2 protein-coding genes and 1 pseudogene are annotated in these 2149 nt (G+C 74.1%); 1 reads left to right on the forward strand and 2 read right to left on the reverse strand.

Going from position 1 to position 2149, the window contains the following annotated elements; translation table 11 throughout:
- Window positions 1-726 (reverse strand): carbohydrate binding domain-containing protein (locus RIF68_RS35075; protein ID WP_309055597.1); only part of this gene is annotated, 726 nt, incomplete at its 3' end.
- Between the two features lie 264 nt (window positions 727-990).
- A pseudogene (locus RIF68_RS35080) lies at window positions 991-1137 on the reverse strand (hypothetical protein); the annotation flags it as partial.
- A gap of 422 nt (window positions 1138-1559) precedes the next feature.
- Between RIF68_RS35080 and RIF68_RS35085 the strand changes: the two are divergent.
- Window positions 1560-2149 (forward strand): alpha/beta fold hydrolase (locus RIF68_RS35085; RefSeq protein WP_309055599.1); only part of this gene is annotated, 590 nt, incomplete at its 3' end.

The raw sequence follows: 2149 nt of genomic DNA on the forward strand, positions 1-2149 counted from the left end.
CGCCGCGCCGACGTACCGGTCGACGTCCGCCCGCACGTCGGTGTTCCAGCCGCCGAACCACTTCACCGTCGTCCGGTCCGCGATCCGCGTCCGGATCGTGCCGGCGCGCTGGTCGGTGGGGTGGGCGTCCACCCAGGCACGCGCGGTCGAGTGGGGGTCGGTGAAGAAGCCCTCGCGGGCCGTCGACGTCGTCAGGGAGACGTTGTCGACCATGATGTCGGTACGGACCGGCTGACCGCCGACCTGGAAGTCGATGTGTCCGTCGTCCGAGGCCAGCGAGGAGGTGAACGTCCAGCTGAACCGCTGCGGGGCGGTGGTCAGATCGAGGGTGTTCCCCAGGGTCTCGGGGTACGGGGAGACACCGAGCTGGACCGTCGACCTGATCCGCGCGGGCGTGGACGCCCGGGCCTCGAAGGAGAGCGTGTAGCGCGCCCCCTGACGCAGGGTGATGCCGCTCTGGCCCACGACCGTACGGTAGGACTGCCCGATCTGGTCCGCCGCTGCCGGTTCGACCGTGGCCCGCAGCGCGCCGCCGACCGAGCCCACCGACGCGCCGGGACCGGCCCACCAGTGCTCGCTGCTCGTGGTGAACGTGCCGTTCCGCGCCAGTTCGCCGTACAGGGCCGGCTCCGGGGCCGCCTGTGCCGCCGGGCCGGGCAGGGCGAGCAGGGCGAGGGCGCACGCCGAGGCGGCAAGGGCCCTGAGGGGTGTCGAGAGCTGTCTCATACTCGGCTTTCTGCTGCGGATGCGAAGGTGTCCGTGACGTGCGGCCCTACCGCAAGATCCCCTGGACAAGGGGACCTTACGGCACGGCACGCTTCCCCTCCCCGTGTCGGAGGGCACCGGTGCATCGAGGTCACCGGGACGGTGTCCCGGACGGCCGTGAGGGTCACACCGGTCCTGCCGCCCGCGCGCGTCACGGTTCGACCGGCGGAACGGGGGCGCGGAGCCCTCGGCCGGACCGTCCGGGGGCCGGCGTCCGTCGGCCGGGCCGTACGTGCCGGGGGAGCCGGTGGCCGAGAGGAACACCAGGCTCTCCGGGAACCTGTCGGCGACCGGGACCCCGGTGGTCCCGTTCGGGCCGGCGTCGCGGACGGTGACGCGGTACGTGACGTTCCGACGGTGGTGCGTTCGGGCCGGCGTCGCGGTACGTGACGGTCCGGCCGACGGTCAGGGTGGTGGCCCGGCCGCTTCCCCGGCGGCGTGGAGGTCGCGCCGGTACCGGTGGTCGAGCGGGGAGGCCCGCACCGCCGCGGATGCCGGCCTCCTCGTCCCGGCGTTCTCCGGGGTGCGGCACCGGAAAGCCCCTGTCAGGGCACGTTCCCCGTGTCCCCGGCGCGGGAGGGGCCGGCCCCGGCGCGCGGGAGGAGCGCGCGGTCCCCGCCGGGCGCCGGGCGTGAGCGCCCCCGCATCTGTCCGCCCGGAGCGCGCGCCCGGTGGGCCGACACGTTTCTGCGGTGAAACACCGCGTCCGGCCGGGTGAGTCCGCGCGTCGGGGCCTGCCGCCCCCGGACCCGGGACGCTACAAACCGACCGTGATCAGGAACCTTTCACGGGGCATGCCCACGCTCCTCCTCGCCCTCGTCCTCCCCGTCGCCCCCGCGTCCGCGGCGGACCACGGGAACAAGGCCCTCGCCCCCCACCCCGTCGTCTTCGTCCACGGCTGGAACTCCGACGGCTCGACCTGGCGGACCATGGCCGGACGCTTCCGCTCGGACGGCTGGCCGGCCGGGCACCTCGACCAGTGGACGTACGACGCCAGGCAGTCCAACGCCACGACCGCCGCACGGCTCGCCGAGGAGATCGACCGCGTCCTGGCCGCCACCGGCGCCGCCAAGGTCGATGTCGTCACCCACTCGATGGGCGGCCTCTCCTCGCGCCACTACCTCAAGAAGCTCGGCGGCACCGCCAAGGTCGACGCCTGGGTCTCCCTGGCCGGCCCCAACCACGGGACGGAGACCGCGCGCTGGTGCGGCGGCGCCCCCTGCGTCGAGATGCGACCGGGATCCGCCTTCCTCAACACCCTCAACACCGGTGACGAGACCCCCGGTTCGCCCCGCTACGCCACCTGGCGCTCACCCTGCGACATGATCATCAGCCCCAAGGACAGCGTCGCCCTCACCGGCGCGGTCAACCACACCACCGCCTG

The organism is Streptomyces sp. (assembly GCF_031178505.1).
Lineage (GTDB): Bacteria > Actinomycetota > Actinomycetes > Streptomycetales > Streptomycetaceae > Streptomyces > Streptomyces gulbargensis.